The organism is Mycolicibacter engbaekii, from assembly GCF_002101585.1.
Lineage (GTDB): Bacteria > Actinomycetota > Actinomycetes > Mycobacteriales > Mycobacteriaceae > Mycobacterium > Mycobacterium engbaekii.
The window spans coordinates 1-2,322 of record NZ_LQOT01000054.1; the positions used below are offsets into that span (position 1 = coordinate 1).

A 2,322-nucleotide genomic window follows, 5' to 3' on the forward strand; every position below is an offset into this window, starting at 1 on the left:
AACCACCTCAACCGAACCTCACCGGATGGGGCCAAATCCAACCGTCACACCGGGGCCAGTTCAAGTTGACATTGCCAACCCAGCGATGCCAGGTCGACTCGGTGATCTCCAGGTGCCGGCACACCTCGCTGAGTTCCTGCCCGGCGCCGAGCAGTTTGTTGCCCTCGGCGAGCTTGCGGATGATCTGATCCGGCGTATGCCGCCGGCGCTTCTTGGCTGCCATGTCGTTGCTGATTCTTCCTGCCCGAACACCGGGCATCAGAGTCGCACAACAACTGGACCACTACGAGGGGCTCACCTCAGGCACATAGAAGACCAAAGCCAACCCGCGCTCCCCGGCGCTCCCGATCTGCAGAGGTGCACGATCTGGGAGACGATCGCAAACACCGTAGCGGACGAAGAGCTCACGCTATATCTCGTACTCGACGAAGCGCAGCGAGGATTCAACGCTAAAGCCAGTACCGACAAGACGACGATCGTACGACGGCTCATACAAGGGCATGCGGGCTACCCGCCGATCCCGATCGTGTGGGGCATCTCAGCAACCATCGAGCGTTTCCACACTGCAATGCAAGAGGCCCACGCGCACCAAGGCCGTCGGGCCTTCCCTCCGGTGATAGTTGATCCCAATCGTGTGCAAGAGTCAGGCCTGGTCAAAGATGTCGTCAGTCTTGACATTCCCAACGAGGCTGGCAATTTCGACACCACGCTCGTTAAGCTCGGCGCACAAAAACTTGCTACATCGACTGTCCGATGGGAGGCATACTCAAGGGAACAGGGACTCACCGAGAAGGTCGTTCCGCTACTGGTGCTGCAGACGCCGAATACACCGGATTCCGACGAGATCGGTCGCGCACTCGACGCGATTGCCGAGGAGATCCCGGAAATATACGACGCCAACGTGGCTCACGTGTTCGGCGACCACACACGCCAACATTTCGGCCGCTGGGACGTCGGCTGGATTGAACCACAACGGGTTCAGGAGACGTTGAATGTACGTGTCCTCGTGGCGAAGGACGCTATATCTACCGGTTGGGACTGCCCGCGTGCGGAAGTGATGGTCTCCTTTCGTCCAGCAAAGGACACGACTCACATCACCCAGCTGTTGGGCCGTATGGTCCGCAGCCCGCTTGCGCGTCGCGTGCCGGGCGACGAAGTACTCAACGCCGTTGAATGCATTTTGCCCTTCTTCGACCGCACCACGGCTGGCAAGGTGGTCCGCTATCTCACTGGGCAACTCGAAGAGATGCCTGGCACCGCAGGCACGAAGAAGATCCTGATCGACGGGCGCGAACTTCGACCCAACCCGGATATTCCAGAGCCGGTGTGGTCGGCGTGGGAAAAGCTTCCGACGCAGACGCTGCCGAAACGCGGCGCCCGGCCGGTCAAGAGGCTCGTCACGCTGGCACAAGCCCTTGCGATGGATGGTGTGCACCCAGGCGCACTTTCCGACGCAGAACGAGAGATGCACGTAATCCTAGACACGTACGCGAAGCGTTACGGCAGCTTGCTCGACCAACAGATCGACGAGGTGTGGCGGGTCGACATACAGCAAATCTCGGGTACGTCGATGTCGGACAAGCTCACCTATCGCGAGTTCTCGATGCGCGCCGACGATCGGGCGATCCGGTCGGCATTCGAGGACGCGAAGAAGGCTTTTGGCGCCGACATCGCACAGTCGTACGTCAATCACCTCGCGGGAGACGACGACCAGGATGACGACGGACTGCGGGACGCCTACGTGCGCACTGCAGCACTTGCGCTGATTAAGGAAGTCCGCGAGAAAGTCGACCAAGAGGCCACCGATCTGGTCGACCGTTGGTTTGCTCAGAACCGCGTCAAGATCAAGTCACTATCAGATGTGCGCCAACAGGAGTATGAAGACATCCGTGCCATGACAACCGATCCGCAGCGCGGCGAACTCGGCCAACCAAGGTCTCGCATGGAGGACTACAAGCTCCTCGAAGACGATGGCCAGGTCGGTCTCGCGCCACTGGCCCGATGGCACCTGATGTCGGACGCGGATGGGATGTTCCCCCTGTCGTCGCTCAACGAGTGGGAACAGAAGGTGGTGGCGGCGGAACTGGCACGCCCTGGCGCTGTCGGTTGGTATCGAAACCCATCACGCCCTGCCGTTGACTCACTGAGCATCGCCTACCGCGACGGCCGGGGCAACTGGCGAACCATGCACCCCGACTTTGTGTTCTTCCACGAGGTCGGGGGCGAGGTGCGGGCATCGATCATCGTGAGGGGGACCCGTTTGGTGGTCCAGTCGCTATGCGGCTTGGGGTTGGTGGGTCGAGGTCCACTGTAAGGCGAACT

Annotated in this window: 1 protein-coding gene and 1 pseudogene; one reads left to right on the forward strand and one right to left on the reverse strand. The window is 60.6% G+C overall.

Features of this window, described 5'->3' with window-relative positions; genetic code table 11:
• Positions 1-76: 76 nt before the first annotated feature.
• Positions 77-184 (reverse strand): annotated as a pseudogene (locus AWC02_RS22980) (hypothetical protein); the annotation flags it as partial.
• Here AWC02_RS22980 and AWC02_RS14970 point away from each other — a divergent pair.
• Entirely contained in the window at positions 137-2,314 is a 2,178-nt protein-coding gene (locus AWC02_RS14970; protein ID WP_237160485.1) for a DEAD/DEAH box helicase, read from the forward strand. The pseudogene AWC02_RS22980 and the gene AWC02_RS14970 overlap by 48 nt on opposite strands.
• Positions 2,315-2,322: the final 8 nt, after the last annotated feature.